We start from the raw sequence: 24,944 nt of genomic DNA on the forward strand, positions 1-24,944 counted from the left end.
CGTCAGCCTTTCATCGCCGTGGCGAGCGTGTTCAATTTCGTGCGGATCGAGCTATCGACCATCCGCGATCCGACGCGGACGATCAGCCCGCCGAGGATTTCGGGATCGACGTTGAGAATAAGGGCGGCATCGGCGCCGAGCCCGGCGCGAAGCTTGGCCTTGAGCTGGACCTGCTGGTCGGCGTCGAGCGGGTGCGCGCTCGTGACCTCGGCAGTGATCTCGCCGCGCTGGCTCGCAGTCAGCTTGGAAAAGTCGCGGATAATCGCCGGCAGCGCCGACAGCCGCCGGTTATGTGCGAGGACACCGAGGAATTTCGCGGTCAGCGGGTCGAGCTGCATCGCGGTCGCAACCGCCTCGATCGTCCGGGTCGCGGTCGCGCGGTCGATCATCGGGCTCGTCGTCAGCATCCGCAGGTCAGCCGATTCGGCGAGGCCGGCGGTGACCGACGATAGGCTCGCCGCAACCGCGTCGACCGCCTTCGCGTCACGCGCGAGGTCGAACAGGGCTGTGGCATAACGCCCCGATAGTCCAGCAACGATGCCGCCCGATGTTTCCACGAAACTCGCCCAAAACAGGAAGCCAATGAGCAGATTTGCCCCGGATGCCCCACGCGGAACCGCAGGGCGGACCCCCGGCGTTAGGCGAGCGGGGCGTTAGCATGGGGTCCCGGCGGGTGCAACCCGGCGGGAACCTCGCCACGGGAGCGGCATTGACCGGCACGATCGAAAACAGGAGTTTCCCATGAAGAGATTTACCTTGCTCGCTGCTGCTGCCGTCGCGCTTGTTCCGGTTGCTGCATCGGCAATTGCGCTCCCCGCCAAGACCTATGTGATGAAGGCGGGCGCGTCCGACATGTTCGAAATCGAATCGGCCAAGCTCGAAACCGGCAGCGCCGATCCGCAGGTTGCCAGCTTCGCCCAGATGATGATCGCCGACCACAGCAAGTCGACGAGCGATGTCATGGCGGCGGCTGCCGCCGATGGCCTGCCCGCGATGACCCCCAAGATGACCCCCAAGCAGGAATCGATGATCGACAGCCTGAAGCGGACGTCGGGCACAGCGCGCGACACGCTGTATAAGAAGCAGCAGATCCAGGCGCACCGCGACACGTTGATGTTCCAAAAGCAGTTCGCGATGTCGGGCGACAAGCCGCAGCTCAAGGCCACTGCCGGCATGATCGTCCCGGTCGTCGAGAAGCACCTCGACATGATCAAGGGCATGTCGTCGGGGGCGATCAAGGCACAGTAAGCCAGCAAGCACCGAACTTCGAAACGGCGCGGCGGGAATCCCGCTGCGCCGTTTTCACGTCGGCGACACCTCGTTTCGGTGGATGAATGTCGAAGGGTTATTAACCATCTTGATCGAGCGATCCGTACCGCTTCGGTTCATCGCAAATACAGGCTCATAGTTAATCAAACGCGCGTCCGCCCGTCCTCCAGCCCCGTAGTGCCGCGGGGGACTTTGAGATGGCGATGGAGACGAGCATGCGATTCTGGATAACGGGCAGCATCGGGATAATGGCGATCGGTGTCGCCGCGATGGCGAATGCCAAGGTCGTGACGACGATCGTCAACGCAAGCACCTACAATACGCCGTACACGATCGAAACCGGCGGCGGGAACAGCCTGACGCTGAGCACGATCGACAAGAGCGCGTATTCGTTCAGCCCCGAGGCGGTCTCGACCGGCGGCGGGCTCGAGGTCACGAGCCTCGGCTTCCCCTTCTACTCGAGCCCGCAGCCATCGGTATTCTTCGCCAATCGCGGCGGTGACATCGGGCCGACGACGTTCACCGGCTTCTCGTCGTTCGCGACCCCGACGACAATCCAGTATTCGGGCTCGGAAAGCATTCTCGGCTTCCGCTTCGATAGCGGCAGTGGCACCCAATATGGTTATGCCGACTTCACCGGGTCGAACCTCCACGGGTATCGCGTCGAGACCACCCCGGGCGCCAGCGTCGCAATCGGTTCGGTTCCCGAGCCGGCGGCATGGGCGTTGATGATCAGCGGCTTCGGCTTTGTCGGTGCCGGAATGCGGTCACGCCGGGCAGTCGCAGCGGCCGCCTAAGCCGCGTCGATCTCGCGGCGCAGTGTCGCGAACAGGTCGGGAATTGCCGTCAGGAACGGGCGTTCGGCGTCGAGTATCGCGTCGAACGCCTTTTTCTTGAGCGCGGCGATCCGTACCGGGTCGATCGCATCGTCGACCGTCGACACGACGATGTCGATCAGCCGGTCGGCGGCGTGGAGGCGGCCCCACAGATAATCGTTCTCGCGGTAGGCGCGGCTGAAGAACGCGCCGAACGAGTTGAACTGCGTCCCTTTGAGCGTCGCCATATAGCCGCCGCCGCGAATCGTCGTCGCGTCCTCCGGCGCGATCCGGTCGACCTTGATCTCATCGAATTCGTCGAGCCCGTCGCCCTGGAGCAGCGGCAGCATCGCGATGTCGTAGAACGGAAAGCCGAGATAGGCGCGGAGCAGCGCACGGCGGACATCCTTGGTCAGGTCCATCGCGAACAGCTCGACCAGCCGCGCGTCGGTCGCGGTGTCGAGCGCGCGCAGGTCGAGCGCCGCCTCGAACGCCGCCATCGCCGCCGCCGGTTCGCCCGCCACGCCGGCGCGGACGTCATCGCCGTAGAACTCGTCGCGCCGCCGGTCGAGATACGGGGCGAGCAACGCGTACATCGATGCCTTGAGCGCCTCGATCGCATGGCGGTCGGCCAAGTCGATCTGCGCCACTGCGAGCCGGTTCAACCGCCGCAGCAGGAAGCGAAGCCGCCGGATGCGGAAGTCGAGATCGAAACGCCGCAGAAAGCCGACATACGCCGACCCCGCCCCGCCGCGCTCGGCGGCATCCTCGACGACGAGCGCCTGGCTGGCAACATAAGCAGTGACGCCCGGGCCCGACCCGCCGAGTGCGGCGATCCGCGCAGCAATGCCGTCGACGACCTGCGCGAGCTTGAGCTGGCCGTATGCCGAATAGGCAAAGCCCGCACGCTGCGCCGCGACCGTCTGCGCCCGCGACCGCCAGTCCGACAGCCGCGCCGCCGACAGCGGCAGGAAGAAGAAGCGCGCGCCGATTGCCCCCTCGATCGCCGTGTCGACCTGCCCCGCCATGCCGTCGACGACCTGCCGCAGCCGCCGGACCCGCACCGACAGCGCCGCGATCGCCTCGAGATTGTCGCGGATCGGCTGCTCGCGCGGAATGTCGGCGAGCGCGCGGAGGATCGTCGTGAAGAACCCCGGCGGCTCCCCGGGCGTGCTCTTGCCGCCGTGCGCGCCGGGCTTGGGGTCGATATAGACGAAGCGGCGGTCGACCTCACGGTGCGCCGGGCGGTGACGCAGCGCCTCGATCGCCGGGCCGAACGGACGGTTGTTGAGCACGCTGCCATCGATCAGCGAGGCCTGCTCATAGACCTGCCCCATCGCCGCGCGGCGCGGGAAGATCCGCTTGAGGAACGCCGTCCGCCCCAGCCACGCGGCGTTGCGCTCCGCCAGCACCGCGTCGATCTCGCCGACCTGCGCCGGCGGGAAGGCCCCCGGAAACGACGCCGTTGCGCGCGCGGCGAAGGCGAGTTCGGCGGGGTCGCCAATGCTGCGCGGCCCGGCGTGTTCACCACTGCTATGGAAGTCGATCACCAGCCGATGCTCGGTCTCGATGATCTGCGGCGGCGAGTGCAGCGCGAGCGCCTCGGGGCGCCCGTGAAAATCGGTCACCGTGACGAAGAGGTCGAGCGGCAGCCCTTCCGGGATCAGCGGCGGCGCAGGCGCATGGGTCTCCATCGCCTTGAGCGCGTCGTACAGCATCGCAGTGAAGCCGACGCCGGAAAACGGCGGGCGGAACCAGCGCGAGCGCATGAAGCGCGACAGCTTGGCGCGAACCTCGACCCGCGCCGCCGGATCGACGACGTCGTCGGCCATGCCATAGCCCTTCGACCGCGCATACCAGACGAGCGGCGTCGCCCACCACTTGCTCATCCGCCCGTGCGCGACCGCCTGCGGATCGAGCAGCCGGTCGACGTCGGCCCCCGCCAGCCACAGGTCGCGGAGCGGCTCCATGTCGTGCCCGCCGGCGATCGCGTGCGACAGCAATATGCCATTGATGCCTCCCGCCGACGCCCCTGCAACGATGTCGACGAGGACGCGGAGGTTGAGATGCGGCTCGAGTTCATCAAGCAGCGCCGCGTAGACGATCTCGGTATCGCCCGACGGTGCCTCGCCGTGCGTCCGCGCCGCCGACGCGCGGAGCAGCTTCCACACCTCCTTGGTGATGCCGTGCATGTAGATCGCGAGGCTGACCCCGCCGTAGCAGACGAGCGCGAGCCGCAATTCCTTCTCGCGCATCGTCACGCCTCCCTGCCGTCCATCTACGCTATCATTCGGCCGGAACCCCGAATAGTTTCACCGCTCAGGGGGCGACATGACCGACAAGAGCCACGACCGTTTCCAGCTCGAGCGGCTGGCGTTCTTCAGCGACGCGGTGTTCGCGATCGCGATCACGCTGCTGATTATCGAGGTCCATCTGCCGGTGACGACGCCTGAGACCGAGCAGGGCATCGCCCAGGGTCTCGCCGATCTCATCCCGCAATATATCGGCTTCTTCGTCAGCTTCTTCGTCATCGGGCGCTTCTGGATCGGCCATCACCGTGTCTTCGGGCGGCTGCAGAGCGTCGACGACGGGCTGATCTGGCGCAATATGTTGTTCCTGATGACGATCGCGTTCATGCCGTTCCCGACCGCGCTCGTCAGCCATTATGTCAGCACGCGGGTTGCGGTCGGCGTCTATGCTGGATGGCTGACGCTCGCGGGCGTCCTCAACCTGCTTCTCGAACGCTATGCGATGAAGGGGCCGCTCGCCGCGCCGGGCGGGCTCGACGACCTGCGTCGCTGGGCGCGTGCGGGCTGGGCCCCCATCATCGTCGGCGTCCTCGCGTTCGGCTTTGCGATGGTCTCGCCGCACCTTGCGCTGATCCCGCTGCTGAGCAGCCCGATCATCACCGCGCTGGTCAACCGCAAACCGAAAGCGGTCTAGGCGCGCGGCGCGAGCGGTGACAGCCACGCGGCGAAGTGCCAAGCAGGGGGATGGATCGCCACCCCAATATCCTCAATGCCGCGACCAACCTGCTCGGCGTGTGCTTTTTCATCCTCACCGGACTGCGGCTGACGCATTCGACGGCGATCACTTATGCCGACGAGGTGGCGTGGGTGGCGGCGCTGTGCCTGCTCTGCAGCACGTTCCTGTCGTACGTCGTGATCCGCAGCGAGAGGCCGAGGCAGTGGATCGAGCGGATTGCCGAAGCGACCTTCTTTGCCGGCATCGGCCTGCTGACCGTGGCGGTCGCGCTCCTCTGGCAGCTCTATTGACCGCGATGCCAGCCTGACCGTCGCCACCGGTCAGCCGCAAGGCGAAGGCGGATCAGGCGCGCGTTAAGCGGCGGTAGCGGAGTGCGGCACCGGCAAAGCCCAGCCCGGCGACGAGCATCACCCACGTCGCCGTCTCGGGGACCGTCGCGATCCCTGAGACCAGATAGCGGACGTCGCCGCCGCTCGCGTTGTAGCAGTTTCCCGACCCGCGGCATTCATACGATGACGTCAGCAGCGCGACGCTGCCGGTCGCCGTCGTGATGTCCGACGCGAAGCCGAGATGAAGGTCGGCGGTGTAATCGTGCTGGTTCACGTCGAGCCCGAACGCGGTGTTCGACGCCGAGTCGCTGGGGACCGCATAGGTCGCGCCGGTAAACACGCCCTGCGCCTGCGTCGTCAGGTGCGCGGTGTCGAGGAAGCCGTAGACGTTGAACGAGAAGCGTCCGGCCAGCGCGGTGCCATCGCTGAACACGCCATTGATCTTCCACACGCTGGCGTCAGCGGCGGCCGGGAGCACCAAAATCGCGGCAATCGCCAAGCGCTTGAAAAGTCGTGTCATACCCATCCCCATCGCCAATCTTGTGCGCGCCCGAATCCCCGGCACCCAAGTCGTTACGGTTCAATAACCATAATCCATTAAGATTGGCTTGATTACCGACGGCACACCCGCAAGTAATCCGGTTGCGTGCCGTCGCCCGCGCGCTTATGTTCCTGTTTCGTTCACCGGAGATCGCATGGCCCGTGCCGCCGTTCGCTACGTCTGCCAATCGTGCGGGACAACGAGTCCGCGCTGGGCGGGGCAATGCGGCGACTGCAACGAGTGGAACACGATCCAGCAGGAGGCGGCCCCGGTCGTTACCGCCTTCAGCGCCAAGCACTCGCTGAGCAGCGGCGGTCGCGGCATCGGGCTGACCGGGCTCGACGACGACGTCGCCATCCCGCCGCGCACCTCGACCGGGATCGCCGAACTCGACCGCGCGCTCGGCGGCGGGCTGGTTGCGGGGTCGGCGGTGCTGATCGGTGGCGACCCTGGGATCGGCAAGTCTACGCTATTGTTGCAGGCCGCCGGGCGGATGGCGCTCGACGGCACCCGCGTTGCGTATATCTCGGGGGAGGAGGCCGCCGATCAGGTCCGCCTGCGCGCGCGGCGGCTGGGACTCGCCAAGGCTCCGGTCGCGCTCGCCGCGGCGACCTCGGTCCGCGATATCCTGACGACGCTCGGGCAGGGAACGACGCCGGGGCTCGTCGTCATCGATTCGATCCAGACGATGCACAGCGACACGCTCGAAGGCGCCCCGGGCACCGTCAGCCAGGTCCGCGCCGCCGCGCACGAGCTGATCCGCTATGCCAAGACATCGGGAGCCGCGCTCGTCCTCGTCGGCCACGTCACCAAGGACGGGCAGATCGCCGGGCCGCGCGTGCTCGAACACATGGTCGACACCGTGCTGTATTTCGAAGGCGAGCGCAGCCACCAGTACCGCATCCTCCGCGCGGTCAAGAACCGCTTCGGCGGCACCGACGAGATCGGCGTCTTCGCGATGGGGGCCGACGGGCTCGAGGAGGTCGCCAACCCGTCGAGCCTGTTCCTCACCGACCGCGAGCACGCGGTCAGCGGCGCGGTGGTGTTCCCGGCCTTGGAGGGCACCCGCCCGGTCCTCGTCGAAATCCAGGCGCTCGTCGTCCGCCTGCCGTCGGGGGCGACCCCGCGCCGCGCCGTCGTCGGCTGGGACACCGCGCGGCTGGCGATGATCCTCGCGGTCCTCGAAGCGCGCTGCGGCCTGAGCTTCTCGAATTGCGAGGTCTATTTGAACGTCGCCGGCGGGCTGCGGATCAACGATCCCGCCGCCGACCTCGCGGTCGCCGCCGCGCTCGTCTCGGCGCTGACCGAGACCCCGGTCGGGCACGACACCGTCGCGTTCGGCGAAATCGCGCTGTCGGGCGAGGTCCGCGGGGTGGGCCACGCCGGGCTGCGCCTCAAGGAGGCGGCGAAGCTCGGCTTCGCCGCGGCGCTGGTGCCGGGGAGCACCGACGCGAGCGGCGGCATGCGCACGGCGAAGTTCCGCACGCTCGCCGGGCTGGTCGATCATTTGGGTGTGAAGACCTGACCAAAATGTTGGCCGTCATCCTCGCGAAGGCGGGGATGACGGCATGGGCGGGACCCGCTAACACCCCCGCAACATGGCCAGTCTCACCGCCCTCGACATCGTCGTCCTCCTGCTCATCCTCCTGGGGGGCCTCGCCGGCCTCGCGCGCGGGTTCGTGACCGAGGTGCTGTCGCTGCTCGCGTGGGTCGCGGCGATCATGGCGGTGCGGTTCCTGTATCCGGTCGGCAAGACCGTCGCGCTCCACATCACCGGCACCGATTCTGGCGCGGCCATCCTCGCCTTCGCGTCGATCTTCCTGACGACGTTCATCGTTTTCCGGATGATCGCGGGCGAGCTCGGCGACCGCACAAAGTCATCGGTTGTCGGCCCGGTCGACCGCGTCCTCGGCCTCGGCTTTGGCGCGTTCAAGGGGCTGATCGGGGCATCGATCCTGTTCCTGATCGTCCAGTTCGGCTACGACACGATGGAGGACGGCGCGCCGCGCCCGTTGTGGCTGACCGCATCGCGGACCGCGCCGCTGCTCGAAGTGACGTCAAAGGCGATGGTCGATTTCGTCGAGAAGCGCCGCCACCCGGCCCCGGCGGCAACGGTCGACGAGCCGGTGAGCAGCGACCGCGCCGGGCACGACCGGCCAAGCCGCGGGCACCCTGCCGCCAAGGGCTATGACAAGGACGATCGCGGCGCACTCGACCGGTTGCTCGACAGCGGCAGCAAGACCCCTCTGTGAGCCCGATCCGCCTCTACGACACGATGCGCCGGGCGAAGGTCGACTTCGAACCTGCAGATCCGAAGCGCGTCACGATGTACGTCTGCGGCCCGACGGTCTACGGGCGCGCGCACATCGGCAACGCCCGGCCCGCGGTGGTGTTCGACGTGCTCCAGCGCCTGCTGCGCCACACCTACGGCGCGAAAAACGTCATCTACGCGCGCAACATCACCGACATCGACGACAAGATCATGGCGGCGGCGGTCGCGGAAGGCGTCGACCCGAAGGTCATTACCGACCGCTACGAGGCGCACTACCTCGCCGACATGGGCGCACTCGGCGTCCAGCCGCCCGACCTCGCGCCGCACGCGACCGATCATGTCCCGCAGATGGTCGCGATGATCGGCGACCTGATCGCCAAGGGGGCCGCGTATGAAGCCGAGGGCCACGTCCTGTTCGACGTTGCCGCGCCGGGCGATTACGGCAGGCTGTCGCGCCGCCCATTGGACGAGATGATCGCCGGGGCTCGCGTCGAGGTCGCGCCGTACAAGCGCAACCCCGCCGACTTCGTCCTGTGGAAGCCTTCGGCGGACGAACAGCCCGGCTGGGAATCGCCGTGGGGCCGCGGGCGTCCGGGGTGGCACATCGAATGCTCGGCGATGATCGCCGCGCATCTTGGACACACGATCGACATCCACGGCGGCGGGCTCGACCTGATCTTCCCCCACCACGAGAACGAACTCGCCCAGTCGAGCTGCGCCCACGACGGTGCGCCGCTGGCGCGGGTATGGATGCACAACGGCTTTCTCAGCATGGGCGACACGAAGATGTCGAAGTCGCTGGGGAATGTGGTCACGGTCGATGCACTGTTAGAGCAGGGGTGGAGCGGCGAAGTCCTGCGGCTGGCGCTGCTGAGCGCGCATTACCGGCAGCCGCTGGCGTGGACGGAGGACTTGCTCACGCAGAGCAAGGCGACGCTCGACCGCTGGCAGGGTTTCGTTCGACGCTCGGACGTCGCCGCGACCGAGGTGCCCGAGCGCGTGATTGCCGCGCTGGCCGACGACCTCAACACACCCGCCGTGGTGGCGGCGATCGCGCGCCTGTCGCGCCTCGACGACGTCGGCGGGATGCGCGCGGCGATGGGGCTGATGGGATTGCTCGAGCCGATCCCCGAGCATGCCGAGCAACTTGTTCTGGCGACCTCGGATGCGACGCCGGTCGCCACGACTATCGACGACCTCGTTGCCGCCCGCACCGCTGCGCGCACCGGCAAGAATTTCGCCGAATCCGATCGCATCCGCGACGATCTCGTGGCGCAGGGCATCATTCTCGAAGACGGCCCCGGCGGCACGACGTGGCGGCGCGCCTGACGCTACGTCTCACGGCAGTTTCTCCGGCGGATGATATTTCGCTGATACAATGACGCTGATCCTCGTGAGCGCGGGGTTTCATCAACCGACCCTAGGAGATGGGCCCTGCTTTTTCGGGGATGACCGTTTGCACCCGCGATCGAGCAATCCGCCCATCCTTCCGCCGCAACAAAGCGTTTGCGCCTCGCCGCGACACTTGTATAACCGAACCCACTTGGGACAGGACGCGCTAGATGACATATATCCTCGGCGGGTGGCAGAGCGATTTCTCGCATAACTGGGATCGACGCGGGATCGACATGGCGGGGGCGTTCGCCGAGGTGATCAACGAGGGCATGGCGTCGGCGAAGCTCGATCCGGCCGAGATCGACACCGGCCACGTCGGTAATTTCGTCGGCGACCTGTTCGCCGGCCAGGGGCTGCTCGGCGGCTTCTTCGGCCTCGTCGACCCAGTGTTCGACGGCCTGCCGACGGCGCGTCACGAGGCGGCATGCGCGTCGGGCAGCGTCGCCATGCTCGCCGCCACCGCCGAGATCGAAGCCGGGCGCTACGACCTCGCCTGCGTCGTCGGGCTCGAGCAGATGCGCAACGTGCCGGGCCAGACCGCAGCCGAAAACCTCGGCGCGGCGGCGTGGAACGGCCACGAATTCGGTGACGCCAAGTTCGTCTGGCCGCGCGCCTTTTCCGATCTCGCCGACGAATATGAAAGGCGCTACGGCCTCGACTACGCGCACCTGATGCGGATCGCCGAGATCAATTTCGGCAACGCCAAGCACAACCCGAATTCGCAGACGCGCGCGTGGAAATTCACGCCCGAAAGCTTCACCGCCGACGACGCCGCGAACCCGGTGGTCGAAGGGCGGACGCGCAAGATGGATTGCGGGCAGGTCACCGACGGCACCGCGGTCGTCTTCCTCGCCTCGCCGAAGCGTGCCGCCGAATACGCCGCCAAGCGCGGCATCGCCCTCGACAGCCTGCCGCGGATTGCCGGCTGGGGGCACCGCTCGGCGCCGATCAGCTATTCGCAGAAGATCCGCAACAGCCGCGATGATGCCTATGTCTTCCCGCAGGTCCGCCGCGCGATCGTCGATGCGCGCGCCCGCGCCGGGATCGACCTCGACGCGATCGACCTGATCGAGACCCACGACTGCTTCACCGCGACCGAATATATGGCGATCGATCATCTCGGCATCACTGCCCCCGGCGAAAGCTGGAAGGCGATCGAGGACGGCACGATCGAGCGCGGCGGCGCGCTGCCGATCAACCCGTCGGGCGGACTAATCGGCACCGGCCACCCGGTCGGCGCGACCGGCATTCGCATGGCGCTCGACGCGTTCAAGCAAGTGACGGGGACCGCCGGGGATTATCAGGTCGAGGGCGCGAAGACCGTCCAGACGCTCAATATCGGCGGTTCGACGACGACGACGGTGAGCTTCATCGTCGACCGCGCGGCGGCATGATCGATCGACGTGAATTTGTCGCGGCGACCGCGGCCGGGCTGCTGCTCGGACCCGCGGCGGCGTCAGCAGGGGAGAAAAAGATGGACACTCGTTTTAAGCAATTCAGCGCGGTCATCGACGCGTGGAAGCGCAAGGACACCGACTTCATCTTCGCCGCGATGACCGACGACATCGTCTGGCATTACGCTGCCGCGGTCGCCCCGGCGGCGCACGGCAAGGACGAAGCGCGCAAGTTCCTCGCGGCGTTCGGGCCGGGAGTCGGCGCGGTGCGGTGGCGGATCTTCACCCACGCCGAAACCGCCGACCGCCTGTTCGTCGAAGGCGTCGACGAATACGACACGCCCGAGGGCAAGACGATCATCGCGCCGTATTGCGGCGTCATCGAATTTCGCGGCGACAAGATCAGCGGCTGGCGCGACTACGTCGACCGCAGCGTGATCGACGACCAGAAGGCGGGGAAGCCGGTCCCGGTCCAGGTCACCGAACTGGTAAGCCGCCCCGTCGCCCGATGAGCGCGACGGGAGCGCTCGCGGCCCCGTTCCGCGAGGCCGAGTTCATGCCGGTCGACCTCGCGGTCGATCGCCGCGACGACGGCAGCATCGTCATCCGCTCAAGGATCGAGCTCGGCGCGTATGAGGCGAACATTCCCGCCGCCTTCGCCGCGAGCGCCGCCCGCGCCGGGGACAAGACTGCGCTCGCGTTTCGCGGGGCCGACGGGGAATGGGCGCATACGAGCTATGCCACGCTCAAGCACGACATCGACGCGGCGACACAATGGCTGCTCGACCATGTCCCGCGCGGCCGGGCGATCATCGTCATTGCAGGCAACACCCTCCCCGCCGCAGTCCTGACCTTTGCCGCCTACGCCGCCGGGGTGATCCACTGCCCGGTCGGCCTCGCCTACGGCATGGCGGGCGGCGACCGTGCGCGGCTGCGCCACGTCATCGCCAAGACAAATCCGGCGCTGATCTATACCGACGCCAGTCCCGCGCTTGCCGCGTCGGTCGTCGCGGCCGGCGGCGACATCCCGGTGGTGACACCCGACCCAGCACTGTTCGGCGGGCGTGCGACGGCGTGGGCCGACGTCGTCGCCACCCCCATAACCCCGGCGGTCGAAGCCGCAATTGCCGCGGTCGATCCGCAAGCCTTCGCTTCGTATATGCTGACTTCAGGGTCGACCGGCCTGCCGAAGGTCGTGCCGACGACGCAGGACAATATCGCCGCGTGCACGCAGCAGGGTCTGCTTGCGATCGGCAAGGCGGCGGGCTGGGGCGGGACGATGCTCGACTGGCTGCCGTGGCATCACGCGGCGGGGTCGTCGGTCCTGCGCGCGACCTTGCTCGAGGGCGGCACATTGTACGTCGATGCCGGCAAGCCCGCGCCGGGGCTGTTCGACGCGACGATCCGCAACCTGCGCGAATTCCCGGTCGCGTATTTCAATAACGTGCCCCTCGGCTATGCGATGCTCGTCGACGCGATGGAGACCGACGCAGTCCTCCGCCGCCAGTTCTTCAGCAAGCTGCGACTGATGCTCTATGGCGGCGCGGGGCTTGCTCAGCACGTCCTCGACCGGCTCCAGGCGATGGCGGTCGCCGAGACCGGGCATCGCATCCACATGACCACCGGCTACGGCATGACCGAGACCGTCACCGGCTGCATGGTCATCCATTTCCCGACCGACAAGGTCGGCATCGGCCTCCCGGCGGCAGGGCTCGAGGTCAAGCTGGTTCCGTACGACGAGCGCTTCGAGGTGCGGCTACGCGGGCCGAATGTGATGCGCGGCTATCTCGATGACCCGGCCAAGACCGCAGCGGCGTTCGACGACGAGGGCTTCTACCGCACCGGCGATCTCGCGGTGTTCCACGATTCCGCAGTGCCCGAGGCGGGCCTCGCCTTCGCCGGACGGCTGGCGGAGGAGTTCAAACTGTCGAACGGGACATGGGTCTATGGCGGACAGCTCCGCGACGGCCTGCTCAAGGCGCTCGCCGGGCTGGTGGGCGAGGTCGTACTCGCCGACGATGGCCGCGATTATTTGACCGTGCTGGCGTGGGGGACTCCGGCGGCGACCCTCGACGCGGTCGTCGAGCGGCTGCGCGGCTACAATGCCGGGCAGCATGGCGGATCGGCGACGGTGCGCCGGGTGCTGCTGCTCGCTACCCCGCCGTCGGTCGACGCCAACGAGATTTCGGACAAGGGCACGATCAACCGCCGCGCCGTACTCGACAATCGGCAGCCCGCGGTTGCCGCGCTGTACGCCGAGCCGCCGGGACCCGGCGTCGGCGTCATCTAAGGGGGACTATGATGACCGCGCTGACCTTGGTGGCGACGAACGCCGCGATACTGATCCTGTTGTTCCTCCTGCTCTGGGCGATCTGCCTCCAGACGCGCGACGTGACACCGGTCGACAGCGTCTGGGCGCTCGGCATGGTGGCGATGGCGGGGACGACGTTCATCCAGGCGGACGGCGATCCGACGCGCAAGGCGCTGCTGTTCGGCCTGTGCGCTTTGTGGGGGCTGCGGCTCGGCGGGTACATGTTGTGGCGGTGGCGCGATCACGGCCCCGACCGCCGTTATCAGGTCATGCTCGGTCGCGCGCAGGAGGCGAAGGGCTGGGGCTTTGCGCGCGCGACGCTCGTCCTCGTCTTTGCGACGCAGGCGCCGATGCTGTTCATCGTCTGCCTGCCGGTCCAGCTCGGGCAGGTCGACGGCGGCCCGCCGGTCGGAACGCTCGGGATGATCGGCGCGGGGATGGCATTGTGCGGGATCGTCTTCGAGAGCATCGGCGACTGGCAGCTGACGCGCTTCCGCAAGAACCTAGCAAACGCGGGACAGGTCATGGACCGCGGCCTGTGGCGCTATACCCGCCACCCCAACTACTTCGGCGATGCGCTGACGTGGTGGGGGCTGTTCGCGATCGCCGCCGAGACCGGCACCGGACTCTGGGCGCTGCCGGGCCCGGTGCTGCTGACGTGGACGCTGATGAAATGGTCGGGCGCCCCGACGATCGAGGGGCGGATGAAGCGCAAGAAGCCAGGCTACGACGATTATGTCCGCCGCACCCCGGCGTTCGTGCCGTGGTTTCCCAAGGCGGCGTGATGCGGGGACCGCGGCCCCCGCATCGGCGGCCGCGCTACCGCCCGAACGAGCGCAGTGCCTTGCCCTGCGCCGAATCGAGATACTCGTCGAGCCGGGTGATCAGGCCGTCCTCGATCTTGATGACGCAACACGCGTCCATCGACCACGCGGTGCCGTCGGGCAGCGTCGCCTCGAGGACGTGCTGCTGGAGGAAACCGTCGGCGAGCGCAACGCGGCGAACGACGCGGTAGTTGCGATCGGGCAGCGTCCGGACGAACCAGTCGAGCACCGCCATGTTCTCGTCGACGGTCTGCTCGACGCGGTCGGTATTGTGCCACAGCTTGGCGCCGGGCGCGTAGCAGGCGCGGACGGTGGCGACGTCGCCGCTCTGGATCGCGCCGACGAATTTTTCGGCGAAGTCGAGGATTTCCTGTTCGGTCACGGTGCGTCTCCCAAGGTTGTTTATCGAACTGGTGAGTCGGGCCACGCGGCGAGCCGAGTGGCAGCGACGCGGAATTCATCCTCAAGCTGGTCGACGATCGCGGCGATCGGCTCGACCGCGCCGACGGCGCCGATGCCTTGCCCCGCAGCCCACAGGTCGCGCCATTTCTTCGCCGGGTCGCCGCCATAATCGCGCTGTGCCGGCCCGCCGAGCGCGTCGGGGTCGTAGCCCGCTGCCGCGAGCGACGGCCGCAGCCACGACGCCGCCGTCCCGGTAATCGCGCTGCTGACGACGAGGTCGTCGAGCTCCGACGCGACGACCATCGCCTTATATCCCGGGACCGCCATGCTTTCGGCGGCGGCGAGGAAGCGCGTGCCCATGTAAACGAGGTCGGCCCCGGCGGCGACCGCGCCGGCGATGCCCGCGCCATCGGCAATCCCGCCGCCGACACAGATCGACCCGTCGAAGAAGGCGCGGAGCGCGGAGATGAAGGCGAACGGCGATAGCATGCCGGTATGCCCTCCCGCCCCTGCCGAAACGCAGACGAGCCCGTCGGCTCCCGCCGCAGCCGCCTTGCGCCCGAGCGCGACGGTGACGACGTCGGCGAGGACGATACCGCCATAGGCATGGACCGTCTCGACCGCAGGTCGCGGGCTGCCGAGCGCGGTGATGACGATCGGCGGCTGGAATTTCGCGACCATCGCGAGGTCGTCCGCGAGGCGCGCGTTGGTCGAATGCGTGACGAGGTTGACCGCCCACGGCGCATCGCCCGGGCCGAGTTGCGCGGTGATTCGTGCCATCCAGTCGCCGACCTCGGCGGTCGTCCGGCAATTGGGGGTCGGGAACGCACCGATGACCCCTGCGCGGCAGGCGGCGACGACTATCTCTGGCCCCGAGATGAGGAACATCGGTGCAACGACGACCGGGAGCCGCAGGCCGGGCCAGCGCGTCATGCGAGGCGCTCGACGATCATCGCGACACCGACGCCCTGCGCACCGGTCGCGACGACGAGGCCGAAGCGCCCGCCACATTCGTCGAGCGCATCGAGCAGCGTCGACAACAGGATTGCGCCGGTTGCCCCCATCGGGTGGCCCTTGGCAATGTGGCCGCCGCCGACGTTGACCTTCGCCGGGTCGGGACGGCGATCGCGGTGGAATTTGGCGATGGTGACGGCGAACGCCTCCATGAATTCGATGCGGTCGATGTCGGCGAGGTCGAGCCCGGCGCGGGCCAGCGCGAGGTCCATCGCAGCGAAACCGGCGAGCAGCGATGCCCGCGCCTCCCCGCCCGCCTCGGCGAAGGCGACGATGCGCGCGCGCGGGTTGCCGCTCGCGGGGCCGATCAGCGCGAGCCCCGCGCCGTCGGTCATCGGCGGGGCGTGCGCCAGCGTGTGCCGATGGTCGACCGGCGCGTTACCGATGACGCCGCGATAGTCGGCGGCGATCCCGGCGAACGCCGCCGGCATGCCTGCGAGCTTGGCTGCGGTCGTCGCGCGAACTGCTTCATCGCGGTCGAGCCCGCCAATCGCGATCCGCGAAGCGAGCAGCGCCGGGCGATCCTCGGCGGCAGCGGCGCGCGTCTGCGACTCGAGCGTGACCGCGTCCATCCCCGCGCGATCGATGCCCTCGACCTCGGCGAGTAAATCGGCTGCGAGCGCGACGGGGATGTAGCGGAGCGGCGGGGCGAAGTCGGTCGCGCTGTAATAGTCGGCGGCGTCGGCCATGAAGGCGACGCGCGACAGCATCTCGACCCCGCCGGCGAGGGCGAATTCGGTCGTCCCGGCGTCCACCGCGGCGGCAGCATGGCCGATCGCCGACAGGCCCGAGGCGCAGAAATTGTTGAGGCTGTGCGCCGCCGTCGCCGGATCGAGGCCGGCGGCGAGCTTGGCGACCATCGCGATATGCCCGCCCTGCGCCGCGACCTGGCCGACGCAGCCGAGCACGAGCAGCCGCGCCGCCCGCGGATCGCGGCCGCGCACTTCGAGCGCATCGACGAGGTGGGCGACAAGACCGTGCGGGGTTTGCGCCGCGAGTCCACCGTCGGGCCGCGCCCGGCCGCGCGGAGTACGGACGGCGTCGTGAATAAATACGGTCATGCCCGCCACGCTGTCGGCTGATACGCGAACAGCCCGGGGGGCGCCGCGACGACGTCGGGAATCGCGCGGATCGCCACTGCCATCGTCGCGTCGGTCAGCGCGCGCGACGGCGGCCGCGTCGGATCGGCCTCGGTGATATCAAGCGTCATCGCGATGTTCGGCCGCCCGGCGATGTCGATCGTCCAGTGCCCGGGAACGAGCCCGTCGTGGAGCGCGCGATCGGCAGTCCACAGGATGGCGAGGACGAATTCGACCCCGTTCGCCATCACCGCGGTCCAGCGCCACTCGGTCGCCGCGACCCGGCCCTGCGCGATCGTCCCGGCGGCGATGACGATGTCGTGCGGTGCGAGGGTTAGCCTATGGTCGGGGACGATCCGCGCGACCGTCGTTGCCATCGCCGCCGCCGCAAAATGGAGCACCTCGCCGAACAAGGTCGAATACAGGTCGCCGAGCGGTCCGTCGCGGATGTCTCCCGCCGCCGGGTCGGAGCCGAGCCCCATCAGGTCGAAGACGAACGCGGGCGACGCCATCGCGCTCGCCTCGACGGTCTCGCGGACGATGATCCGGTCGAGGTCGACGCACATCGCCGTCGCCGCGAGCGCGATCCGCTCGACGATCATTCCCGGATTGACCCCGACCCCGGCAAGCGTCACGCCGCCCCGGATCGCCGCGTCGCGCAGCCGGTCGGCATACGCCGTGCCGTGTGCGTCGGGCCAGTGGAAGCCAGCGGTCGAAACAACGTTCTTGCCGCTTTCGAGCAACGCGACGACGTCGTCGACGAGCGCATCGTACGGCAAGGTGATCCGCGGGGTGTGGACGACGACGGTCGCGTCGGTCGCGAGGATCGCGGCGCGGTCGGCGGTTGCGAAGACCCCGGTCGGCGGGCGCTTCACCAGCGTTCCTGCATCGACCCCGGCCTTCGCGGGATTGTAGACGTAGACCCCGCGCAGATCGAGCCCGGGATGGTCGAGGATGCGGCGCAGCGACGTCCGCCCCATCGCTCCGGTCGCCCATTGAACGACGCCGATCATGCTTGCTGCCACCCCATTCTCCGGGTCTAACCGACTTGTCCGGGCATGTCAGTTACTTTATGCAAGTGACCTTGGGGAGAGAAAAATGTTCCTGACACCGCCTGAACGGGTCGCCGATCACGTTGCCCGTGGCTGGTGGCAGGGGACGACGGTGGATGCCTTGTTCCAGCGCACCGCAGCCTTGGACGGCGATGCGGTGGCACTGATCGACCCGCCGAACCGGACCGCGCTCGACGGCAAAATGCCCGAGCGGCTGACGTGGAGCGCGGTTGTCGAGCGCGTCGAGCGGACGGCGGCGGCGTTTCTCGCGCTCGAACTCGTCAAGGACGACATCATCGCGGTCCAGTTGCCGAACACGGTCGACGCGGTCGTCGTCCTGCTCGCCAGCGCGCGGCTCGGGCTGATCGTCACGCCCGTCGTGATGCAATATCGCGAACACGAGCTTGCCTACATCCTCGCCCAGACCACCCCGCGCGCTTTCATTACCGTAACGACCTTCGCCGGATACGATCATGCGGGGCTGGCGGCGCGGCTGGCGGCCGACGTTCTGGACATGCGCGTCGTCACCGACATCGGCGCACTCGCGGCGGCCGCCGATCATGCAACGGTCGCGTCATACGTCGAGGATCACCCGACCGACGCCGCCGAAGTCCTGACGATCTGCTGGACCTCGGGAACCGAGTCGCGGCCGAAGGGCGTCCCGCGCGACCATAATCACTGGCTGCTCAACGCACGCGTCGTCGCCGAGGCGACCGGAATGGTCGCGGGCGACGTCCTCCTCAACCCATTCCCGCTGGTCAACATCGGCTCGATCGGCGGGCTGGTGCTGCCGTGGCTGCTGCTCGGCGGGCGTCTGGTGCTCCACCACCCGTTCGACCTCGGTATTTTCCTCGGCCAGATCGCGAGCGAGGGCGTGACCTACACGATCGCGCCGCCAGCGGTGCTGACCGCGCTGCTGAATCAGCCGGGGCTGATAACCGGCGGGGCGATCGCCTCGCTGCGCGCGATCGGGTCGGGGTCGGCGCCGCTGTCGCCATGGCTGATCGACGGCTGGCTGACCCGGCACAATATCCAGATCTGCAACATCTTCGGTTCGAACGAGGGCGCGTCGCTGTTTTCGAGCCACGTCGACGTGCCCGACACGACCGAACGCGCGCGCTATTTTCCGCGTTACGGCGCCGAAGACGTCGAGTGGCCGGGGCTGACGCCGAGCGTGATGCGGACACGGCTCGCCGATCCGGCGACGGGCGCAACGATCACGACGCCCGGGCTGCCCGGGGAGCTAAGGATCGGCGGCGGCAATGTCTTCGGCGGCTATTGGCGCGCGCCCGAGCTGACCGCAGCGGCGTTCGACGAACACGGTGACTTCCGCACCGGCGACCTGTTCGAGATCGCCGGCGACGGAGCGCTTGCGCGGTTCTACCGCTTCGTCGGGCGGTCGAAGGAGATCATCGTCCGTGGCGGCGTCAATATATCGCCCGCCGAACTCGACGACCTGCTCGTCGGCATGCCGTTGCTCGCCGAAGCCGCGACGGTCGGCATCCCCGACGACCGGCTCGGCGAGCGCGTCGCGGTGGCGGTCGTGCCGAAGGGCAGCGAAACCCCGACCCTCGCCGACGTCGTCGCGTGGATGGCGCGCGCGCACGATGTCGCGGTGTTTAAGCGCCCTGAGCGCATCGTTGTCGTCGACCGGCTGCCGCGCAACGCGATGAACAAGGTCGTCCGGAGCGACTTGCGCTCGCTCGTCCTCGCCTGGCTCTAGGCTTGGCGGAGGACCCGGCGGTCGGCCCAATGCGCGTGGGTGCCGCTTGAAATCTTGTGCGGCAGCGCGATCCGGCAGACCGGACCGGCAGCGAAGTCCTTGCAATCGATCAAGATGCACTCCGACGTGCCGCGATTCTCGTCGATGATGAAGCTGACGAGATAACCGTCGTCCTCGTCGATCGCGCCGACGCGCGGGGCGAACGGTGCCTCGCTCGCGTAGCGACCCTCGTCGAGCTGCAACACCGTCGACTCGCCCGTCAGCATGTCGTGCTTGACGAAGCCGTTGAACAGGAACCAGCCGGGCTTGGTCGTCGTGCTGTACGCATAGCGGTACTTATGCCCGGCGTACGCCTGGTTGATCGTGCCGAATTCGAGCAGGCGCTCGTCGAGGCGCTCCTCGCGGGTCGAGCCATCGGCGAGGTTGAAGCGCCAGCGATGGAGCGTCGGCTTGAAGCTATGCTCGTCGACGTGCGCCATCAGGTGACCATAGCCGTCGTCGTTGGCGACCGGTCCGGGGGTCGGATTCTCCTGGAAATAGCCGTCGACGATGACATCGTCCCCCTCCTCGTAGGCGTTGAGGAAATGGAGGACGTAGGTCGGCGCGGCTTCGAACCAGCGGACCTCGCCGCCATGGCGCGGGACTAGCGCAAAGCGTGCCGGAATATCGCGGTGGAAGCGGACCGCATGGACATCGCGCTTGAGCAATTCGGCATCCCAGAACACCGGCAGGTCGTTGAGGATCGACCAGTGTTCGGAAAAGATCATGTCGTGCGGCAAGCGCGGCCCGGGCAACGGCACCGGCTGGTACGTCGTCAGCTGGCCCTGCGCGTCGACGACACCGTAATGCATGTACGGCGCATGCTTCGAGTAGTTGAAGAACATCAGCTCGCCGGTGCGGTCGTCGACCTTGGGATGCGCCGAGATGCCGTCGAGCGGTACCCACGGTGCAAGGCCCGACTGGTCGAGCGTCTCGGGATCGAGGACATAGCCCTCGCCGCACTGGTAGAAGGTCGAGATCGCCTTGCCGGCGTGGACGATGATGTCGGTGCTCGACGAATCCTTGAGGCGGCCGTGCGCGCCGAAGCCCGGGCGGAGCGAGACGCCGGTCCCGTCCATCAGCCCTCCCCACAGCGACCCGCCCGCGTCCTGCTCGGCGGCGAAACACCGCGTCCGCACCCAACGATTGCGGTACGTTGCCGAACCGTTGCTGAAGTCGATCGCGTGGATCATCCCGTCGCCGTCGAACGGATGGTAGCGGCCGAGCGGTTGGTGGAGCTGGTTCTCCGTATTGCGCAGATAGATGCCGTCGATGTCGGTCGGGATCGCGCCCGAAATGACGTCAAGGTCGACTGCGGTGACCTCCTCGTGCTGCGGCGTCCACGCGCCGTTCAAATACGGATGATTGCTCGGCCGGAGCGACGCCACGACGGGCGGGAGGCGTTCGATCTGCATGTGAACAGGCGTAATTCAACCGGTTCGATTGTGCAAGTTAGTCTTGACGGCGCGTCACCGAGTCGCTCATAGGTTCTTTCATAAACATACCTTTGGGGGGATCGATCGATGTTACGTTCGTTGCTGATCGCGCTTGCGCTCGTGCTCCCCGCCGCCTCTCTCGCCGCGAAGGAGCCCATGATGCACAGCGACCCGAAGACTGTCGTCCAGACGATGATCGATGCGTGGGATCACCGCGACTGGAAGAAGGTGACCGACCTGTTCACCGACGACGGCGTCCTCCATTCGATGATGCTCGAACCTATCGTCGGCAAGGAAGCGATCGGCAAGCGGATCGACCTGCTCGGTGCCGGGACCGAGTCGATTACCCTCAACATTCATAACATCGCGGTCACCGGCAACACGGTCTTCATCGAGCGGACCGACGAGTTCGTCTTCAATGGCAATGCCGGCAAGGTTCCGGTTGTCGGCGTCCTCGAAGTCGAGGGCGACAAGATCAAGGCGTGGCGCGAATATTACGACCGCGCCGAACTCGTCGCGGCGATGGGTCTCGATAAAGATTTCCACCCGGCGCCGACGACGCACTGAGGGTTACGCGTCTCGACGCACCGCCCTGCCATAGGCTATGGTCGCTGCGACAATGCAAGCGACCAACCTTATCCGCACCTGCTCGATCTGGCGCGCGCTCGAGACCGTCGGCGACACACCGTCGCTGCTGATCATCGAGGCGAGCTGGCTCGGGGCGCGGCGCTTCGACGATTTCTGGCGGATGACCGGGCTGCTCAAGGCGCTGCTCAGCGATCGGCTCAAGCGGCTGATCGAGGCGGGCATCTTCACCAAGACGCCGTATTCGACGAGCCCGCCGCGCTTCGACTACACCCTGACCGCCAAGGGTCACGACCTGTATCCGACCGCGCTGATGCTGCTGCGCTGGGAAAGCCTGTGGCGGTCCGATACCGACAAGATCCGCGTCGAGCTGACCCACAGCAAATGCGGCGCGGTGTTCCAGCCGGTGCCGAGCTGCAAGCATTGTCATGCCGAGGTCGCCGCCCCCGATGTCGACTGGATCAAAGGCCCCGGTGTCGGCTGGATGGCCCCGATCTACAGCCGCCGCCGTCAGCAGCGCGCGAGCAGCGGCGTCGCGACCTCGCTCCTCGAGGACGCCGCGCAGCTGATGGGCGACCGTTGGGCGAGCCTGATCATGCGGTCGATCTTCACCGGCATCCACCGCTTCGACGAGATCCGCCGCGACACCGCGATCGCCACCAACATCCTCGCCGAACGACTCGCATGGCTGACCAGCGCGGGGATCATCCGCCAGCACCAATATGCCGCCGGTCCGGCGCGGTCGGAATATCGCGTTACCCGCAAGGGCGTCGATTATTACCCGGCGCTGCTGCTGCTCCTCCAGTGGGGCGACAAATATTATTGCTCGCCCGAGGGTCCGCCGGTGCGGCTGACCCATAAGCCGTGCGGCCATGAACTCGGCACCGTCGTCACTTGCTCCGCGTGCCACGAGCCGGTCGTCGCGCACGACGTGACCTTTACCGTGACGCGTCGGGCCGCCGACATCGCGGTCGAGGCGACGGTTTAGACTTTCACTACCATACCGACAGGTTTAGTGTCGCGGCATGGCGGCATCTTCCAGCACCGATTTCAACGGCGATACCGGACGGGTGGTCGTCGTCACCGGTGCTGGGAAGGGCCTCGGTGCGGCCTTCGCGCGAGGGTGGGCGGCACGCGGCGCGCGGGTTGTCGTCAACAACCGTCATCACGGCAATCGCGCATCATCTGCCAAGACGCTTGCAGCGGCGTTGCGTGCCGATGGCGGCGACGCGGTCGCCGATCTCCACGCTGTCGATGCACCGGGGGCGGCGGCGGTGATCGTCGCGGCCGCGCTCGCGGCGTTCGGGCGGATCGACGCGCTAATCCTCAATGCGGGAATCACCGGCCCGGCCGCAAAGATCCCTGCCCTGCCAGCCGACGCGCTGGCGGAGGTCATGGCGATCAACTTTTTCGCCAATACCGCGCTAATCGACGCCGCGCTCCCGCATATCGCGGCGTCGCCATCGGGGCGCATCCTGTTCGTCTCGTCGACCGGCGGCCTGTATGGGGTCCGCGGGCGGTCGGCGTATGCCGCATCGAAGGGCGCGATCACCGCCTATGCGCTCAGTCTCGCGCACGAGCAGCGTCGCGCCGGGATCGGAGTCAATGTCCTGTGCCCGTACGCCGCAACGGCGATGACCGCGGCACCCGGGGTCACCGTCGATCCGCGCCTCGCCCCTGATAAAGCCGCCGCCGCAGCCGTCTGGCTCACGAGCAGCGCCTGCACAGCGACCGGCGAAATCTGGGTGACCGGCGGCAATCTCGTTCGCCGTGCCCTGGCCATCGAGGGCGCGATGGCCGACGCCGCGACCCCCGAAGCCCTCGCCGCCGCACCGCCACCCCCGCCCGCCCCGGGCTTCGACGGCGGCGAGGCGGCCTTCACCGATTTCTACTCCCACCTGACCAAGGAAGCCTGATCCCATGAACATCGACGGCTGTACTGCGATCGTCACCGGCGGCAACCGCGGTATCGGCGAGGGCTTCGTCGACGAGCTGCTCGCGCAGAACGCGCGCCGCGTCTATGTCGCCGCGCGCTCGCTCGCTGACGCACAGGCGGCGGCGGCGCGCGACCCGCGGCTGGTCGCGATCGAGCTCGACGTCACCGACGATGCCGCGGTCGCAGCGGCGGCGGCGGCGTGCCCCGACGTCGACCTGCTAATCAACAACGCCGGCGCGTTCGGCATGACCACCCTGCTCAGCGCCCCCGACATGACCGCGATGCGCGCCGAGATCGCGACCAACTATCTCGGCATGGTCGCGATGGTCCGCGCGTTTGCGCCGATCCTCAAGGTGAACGGCGGCGGCGCGGTGATCAACGTGCTGTCGGCGGGCGGCATCGTCGCGGTGCCGAATATGGGCGGCTACAGCCCGTCGAAGTTTGCCGCGCGGGCCGCATCGGACTGCCTGCGCGCCGAACTCGCGCCGCAGGGCACGCATGTCGCGGCGCTGATCGTCGGCTCGGTCGACACCCGCATGGCGGCGCACGTCACCTGGGTCGAAAAGACCAGTCCGCGCGACATCGGCAAGGCCGGGCTGCTCGCCGCGCGCCACAATATCCCCGAGCACGATACCGACGTCCATGCGGTCTCGGTCCGCGCCCACCTCGCGCGCGATCCGTCGGGGCTTGCCAAGGCGATGGCCAAGTCGCTCAATCCGGCCGCGCGATGACCGCGATCCTCCACGGCCGGACGATCCTCGTCACCGGCGCCGCGGGTGATATCGGCGCCGCCGCTGCGCGCCACTTCGCCGCCGAGGGAGCGCGCGTCGTCGTCACCGACCGCCGCGCCGATGAACTCGACGCGGTCGCGGCGACGATCGGCAGCGACGTCCTCGCGCACGCGTGTGACCAGACCGATCCCGACGCGGTCGCGGCGCTTTTCGCGGCGATCGCCGATTGGGGCCGCCTCGACGGCGCCTTCGTCAACGCCGGGTTTGGCCGCTACGGCGCGCTCGTCGAGATGGACTACGCCCAGTGGCGGCGGCACGTCGACGTCAACCTCAATGGCGGATTCCTGATCGCGACGGGTGCGGCGCGGGCGATGATCGCAGGCTGCAGCGGCGGCGCGATCGTCATCAACGCCTCGACCGCGGCGAACTATGTCTGCGACTTGCTCGGTGCCTATGCCGCGTCGAAGGCGGGGCTGGCGATGCTCGCGCGATCGCTTGCGTCCGAACTTGGCGTCCACCGCATCCGGGTCAACACGGTGTTGCCGGGGGTGATCGAGACGTCGATGACGCGATCGCTGCTCGACGATGCGGCGACCCGCGCCGATGTCCTGGCGGAAACCCCAGCGGGGCGGCTCGGCGCGCCCGGTGACGTCGCCGCGCTCGCCGCGTTCCTGCTGAGCGATGCCGCCGGATATATCACCGGGGCCGAGATCCTCGTCGACGGCGGCCAGACGATCCACGGCTACCCGCGCTGGTTCCGCAGCGACTACGCCACCCCCGGATCACCGTGGGTGGCGCAGGCCAAGCCGTAG

Annotated in this window: 25 protein-coding genes; 17 read left to right on the forward strand and 8 right to left on the reverse strand. The window is 67.9% G+C overall.

Annotated features, from left to right (window positions below; translation table 11 throughout):
* Positions 1-2 precede the first annotated feature (2 nt).
* Positions 3-557 carry a F0F1 ATP synthase subunit delta gene (locus tag KTC28_RS03075; protein WP_216709675.1) on the reverse strand — a complete coding sequence of 185 codons (555 nt, stop codon included), beginning with the start codon at positions 555-557 and terminating at the stop codon, positions 3-5.
* A gap of 184 nt (positions 558-741) precedes the next feature.
* Here KTC28_RS03075 and KTC28_RS03080 point away from each other — a divergent pair, with 184 nt between their 5' ends.
* Entirely contained in the window at positions 742-1,248 is a 507-nt protein-coding gene (locus KTC28_RS03080) for a DUF4142 domain-containing protein (RefSeq protein ID WP_216709676.1), read from the forward strand.
* Positions 1,249-1,484: 236 nt separating this feature from the next.
* Positions 1,485-2,066 (forward strand): PEPxxWA-CTERM sorting domain-containing protein, encoded by a 582-nt coding sequence (locus tag KTC28_RS03085; protein ID WP_255602222.1) that lies wholly within the window; start codon positions 1,485-1,487, stop codon positions 2,064-2,066.
* Here the strand turns inward: KTC28_RS03085 and KTC28_RS03090 are convergent.
* On the reverse strand, positions 2,063-4,339 hold the full coding sequence (locus KTC28_RS03090) for a patatin-like protein (RefSeq protein WP_216709677.1): 2,277 nt from the start codon (positions 4,337-4,339) through the stop codon (positions 2,063-2,065). The genes KTC28_RS03085 and KTC28_RS03090 overlap by 4 nt on opposite strands.
* Before the next feature lie 76 nt (positions 4,340-4,415).
* Here KTC28_RS03090 and KTC28_RS03095 point away from each other — a divergent pair, with 76 nt between their 5' ends.
* Both KTC28_RS03095 and KTC28_RS03100 read left to right on the forward strand, forming a co-directional pair.
* Positions 4,416-5,027 (forward strand): TMEM175 family protein, encoded by a 612-nt coding sequence (locus KTC28_RS03095; protein WP_216709678.1) that lies wholly within the window; start codon positions 4,416-4,418, stop codon positions 5,025-5,027.
* A gap of 50 nt (positions 5,028-5,077) precedes the next feature.
* The gene (locus KTC28_RS03100) at positions 5,078-5,359 is read left to right on the forward strand and encodes a hypothetical protein (RefSeq protein ID WP_216709679.1); all 282 of its coding nucleotides are present in this window, start codon (positions 5,078-5,080) and stop codon (positions 5,357-5,359) included.
* A gap of 52 nt (positions 5,360-5,411) precedes the next feature.
* Here the strand turns inward: KTC28_RS03100 and KTC28_RS03105 are convergent, their stop codons facing one another.
* Positions 5,412-5,918 (reverse strand): PEP-CTERM sorting domain-containing protein, encoded by a 507-nt coding sequence (locus KTC28_RS03105; RefSeq protein ID WP_216709680.1) that lies wholly within the window; start codon positions 5,916-5,918, stop codon positions 5,412-5,414.
* Positions 5,919-6,093: 175 nt separating this feature from the next.
* Between KTC28_RS03105 and radA the strand changes: the two genes are divergently transcribed.
* From radA to KTC28_RS03140, 7 genes are all read left to right on the forward strand, one after another.
* Positions 6,094-7,464: a DNA repair protein RadA gene (gene radA, locus KTC28_RS03110; RefSeq protein WP_216709681.1), complete on the forward strand. Its 1,371-nt coding sequence runs from the start codon at positions 6,094-6,096 to the stop codon at positions 7,462-7,464.
* Between the two features lie 73 nt (positions 7,465-7,537).
* A complete protein-coding gene (locus KTC28_RS03115; protein WP_216709682.1) occupies positions 7,538-8,191 on the forward strand; it encodes a CvpA family protein in 654 nt (217 codons plus the stop codon).
* Positions 8,188-9,540 carry a cysteine--tRNA ligase gene (gene cysS, locus KTC28_RS03120; protein WP_255602224.1) on the forward strand — a complete coding sequence of 451 codons (1,353 nt, stop codon included), beginning with the start codon at positions 8,188-8,190 and terminating at the stop codon, positions 9,538-9,540. The genes KTC28_RS03115 and cysS overlap by 4 nt, the downstream gene beginning before the upstream one ends.
* 233 nt (positions 9,541-9,773) lie before the next feature.
* Positions 9,774-11,000, forward strand: coding sequence for an acetyl-CoA acetyltransferase (locus KTC28_RS03125; protein WP_216709683.1), 1,227 nt, complete (start codon positions 9,774-9,776; stop codon positions 10,998-11,000).
* A gap of 80 nt (positions 11,001-11,080) precedes the next feature.
* Positions 11,081-11,512 (forward strand): nuclear transport factor 2 family protein, encoded by a 432-nt coding sequence (locus tag KTC28_RS03130; RefSeq protein WP_216709684.1) that lies wholly within the window; start codon positions 11,081-11,083, stop codon positions 11,510-11,512.
* On the forward strand, positions 11,509-13,290 hold the full coding sequence (locus KTC28_RS03135) for an AMP-binding protein (protein WP_216709685.1): 1,782 nt from the start codon (positions 11,509-11,511) through the stop codon (positions 13,288-13,290). The genes KTC28_RS03130 and KTC28_RS03135 overlap by 4 nt, the downstream gene beginning before the upstream one ends.
* An 11-nt stretch (positions 13,291-13,301) precedes the next feature.
* Positions 13,302-14,096 (forward strand): DUF1295 domain-containing protein, encoded by a 795-nt coding sequence (locus KTC28_RS03140; RefSeq protein ID WP_255602225.1) that lies wholly within the window; start codon positions 13,302-13,304, stop codon positions 14,094-14,096.
* A gap of 34 nt (positions 14,097-14,130) precedes the next feature.
* On the opposite strand, the gene KTC28_RS03145 is transcribed toward KTC28_RS03140, so the two are convergent.
* From KTC28_RS03145 to KTC28_RS03160, 4 genes are read right to left on the reverse strand one after another with little or no spacing between them, the layout of a single operon-like run.
* Entirely contained in the window at positions 14,131-14,517 is a 387-nt protein-coding gene (locus KTC28_RS03145; RefSeq protein ID WP_216709687.1) for a nuclear transport factor 2 family protein, read from the reverse strand.
* A 20-nt stretch (positions 14,518-14,537) separates the two neighbouring features.
* Positions 14,538-15,470: an NAD(P)H-dependent flavin oxidoreductase gene (locus tag KTC28_RS03150; RefSeq protein WP_216709688.1), complete on the reverse strand. Its 933-nt coding sequence runs from the start codon at positions 15,468-15,470 to the stop codon at positions 14,538-14,540.
* Positions 15,467-16,612: a thiolase family protein gene (locus KTC28_RS03155; protein ID WP_216709689.1), complete on the reverse strand. Its 1,146-nt coding sequence runs from the start codon at positions 16,610-16,612 to the stop codon at positions 15,467-15,469. The genes KTC28_RS03150 and KTC28_RS03155 overlap by 4 nt, the downstream gene beginning before the upstream one ends.
* Positions 16,609-17,655 carry an NAD(P)H-dependent amine dehydrogenase family protein gene (locus KTC28_RS03160; protein WP_216709690.1) on the reverse strand — a complete coding sequence of 349 codons (1,047 nt, stop codon included), beginning with the start codon at positions 17,653-17,655 and terminating at the stop codon, positions 16,609-16,611. The genes KTC28_RS03155 and KTC28_RS03160 overlap by 4 nt, the downstream gene beginning before the upstream one ends.
* A 73-nt stretch (positions 17,656-17,728) precedes the next feature.
* On the opposite strand from KTC28_RS03160, the gene KTC28_RS03165 reads away from it, so the two are divergent.
* A complete protein-coding gene (locus KTC28_RS03165) occupies positions 17,729-19,405 on the forward strand; it encodes a class I adenylate-forming enzyme family protein (protein WP_216709691.1) in 1,677 nt (558 codons plus the stop codon).
* Here KTC28_RS03165 and KTC28_RS03170 read toward each other — a convergent pair.
* A complete protein-coding gene (locus tag KTC28_RS03170) occupies positions 19,402-20,859 on the reverse strand; it encodes a carotenoid oxygenase family protein (RefSeq protein WP_216709692.1) in 1,458 nt (485 codons plus the stop codon). The two genes, KTC28_RS03165 and KTC28_RS03170, sit on opposite strands and share 4 nt — an antisense overlap.
* A 108-nt stretch (positions 20,860-20,967) precedes the next feature.
* On the opposite strand from KTC28_RS03170, the gene KTC28_RS03175 reads away from it, so the two are divergent.
* The 5 genes from KTC28_RS03175 to KTC28_RS03195 are packed head-to-tail and all read left to right on the forward strand — an operon-like array spanning position 20,968 to position 24,944.
* The gene (locus KTC28_RS03175) at positions 20,968-21,447 is read left to right on the forward strand and encodes a nuclear transport factor 2 family protein (protein WP_216709693.1); all 480 of its coding nucleotides are present in this window, start codon (positions 20,968-20,970) and stop codon (positions 21,445-21,447) included.
* Positions 21,448-21,499: 52 nt separating this feature from the next.
* Positions 21,500-22,453, forward strand: a complete 954-nt coding sequence (locus tag KTC28_RS03180) for a winged helix-turn-helix transcriptional regulator (protein ID WP_216709694.1) — start codon at positions 21,500-21,502, stop codon at positions 22,451-22,453.
* Positions 22,454-22,490: 37 nt separating this feature from the next.
* Positions 22,491-23,381, forward strand: coding sequence for an SDR family NAD(P)-dependent oxidoreductase (locus KTC28_RS03185; RefSeq protein WP_216709695.1), 891 nt, complete (start codon positions 22,491-22,493; stop codon positions 23,379-23,381).
* 4 nt (positions 23,382-23,385) lie between these two features.
* Positions 23,386-24,132, forward strand: coding sequence for an SDR family NAD(P)-dependent oxidoreductase (locus KTC28_RS03190; protein ID WP_216709696.1), 747 nt, complete (start codon positions 23,386-23,388; stop codon positions 24,130-24,132).
* On the forward strand, positions 24,129-24,944 hold the full coding sequence (locus tag KTC28_RS03195) for an SDR family NAD(P)-dependent oxidoreductase (RefSeq protein ID WP_216709697.1): 816 nt from the start codon (positions 24,129-24,131) through the stop codon (positions 24,942-24,944). Before KTC28_RS03190 ends, KTC28_RS03195 begins: the two co-directional genes overlap by 4 nt.

Origin of the sequence: Polymorphobacter megasporae, from assembly GCF_018982885.2 — a bacterium.
GTDB lineage: Bacteria > Pseudomonadota > Alphaproteobacteria > Sphingomonadales > Sphingomonadaceae > Polymorphobacter_B > Polymorphobacter_B megasporae.